The organism is Candidatus Viridilinea mediisalina (assembly GCF_002532535.1).
GTDB lineage: Bacteria > Chloroflexota > Chloroflexia > Chloroflexales > Chloroflexaceae > Viridilinea > Viridilinea mediisalina.
The window spans coordinates 1-571 of sequence record NZ_NQWI01000327.1; the positions used below are offsets into that span (position 1 = coordinate 1).

Genomic DNA, 571 nt, shown 5'->3' on the forward strand with positions numbered 1-571 from the left:
GGAGTCGGCGGCGATTGTAGTATCCGCAGATTACGCAGATTTCGCAGATGAGGAAGCAATAATCTGCGTAATCTGCGTAATCTGCGGACGATCAGGAGGACTTTGCCATCGCCATGAGCGTGCGAAGAAGCGCAGCCACCACGGGCGGCGGCTGGGGCGCAGTGGCAGCGGCGAGCGCGTTGGGGCCGGTGCAGGCGGGGGAAGCGCGTGCGGTCGTTCATTGTTCCAGGCCATGTACGCCTCGACACTCATGCCCATCCGGGCGGCGCAGACGTGGGCGTGGACAACCGGAATGATCGCTGCATAGCGCGGATCTCTGGCGATCGCGTCGTGCTTGTTGGTTCGGTAGGGCGAACCAAACAAGCGCACCAATTCATCAAATGACAGCATCTCTGCGGTAGCCATAGCCGAAGCCTCCTTTCCCAAGTGGGAATCAGCACGCAGCCACCCTCCCCGGTGGCTGCAACGAGTGTTGCAACCCCAGGCGGGGCGACGCGCCGAGGGGAGTCGGCGGCGATTGTAGTATCCGCAGATTACGCAGATTTCGCAGATGAGGAAGCAATAATCTGCG

The 571-nt window shown here is 61.1% G+C and carries 1 protein-coding gene; it reads right to left on the bottom strand.

Annotated features, from left to right (window positions below; translation table 11 throughout):
• Nucleotides 1–30 precede the first annotated feature (30 nt).
• Nucleotides 31–405: a hypothetical protein gene (locus CJ255_RS22275; RefSeq protein ID WP_097646225.1), complete on the bottom strand. Its 375-nt coding sequence runs from the start codon at nt 403–405 to the stop codon at nt 31–33.
• Nucleotides 406–571: the final 166 nt, after the last annotated feature.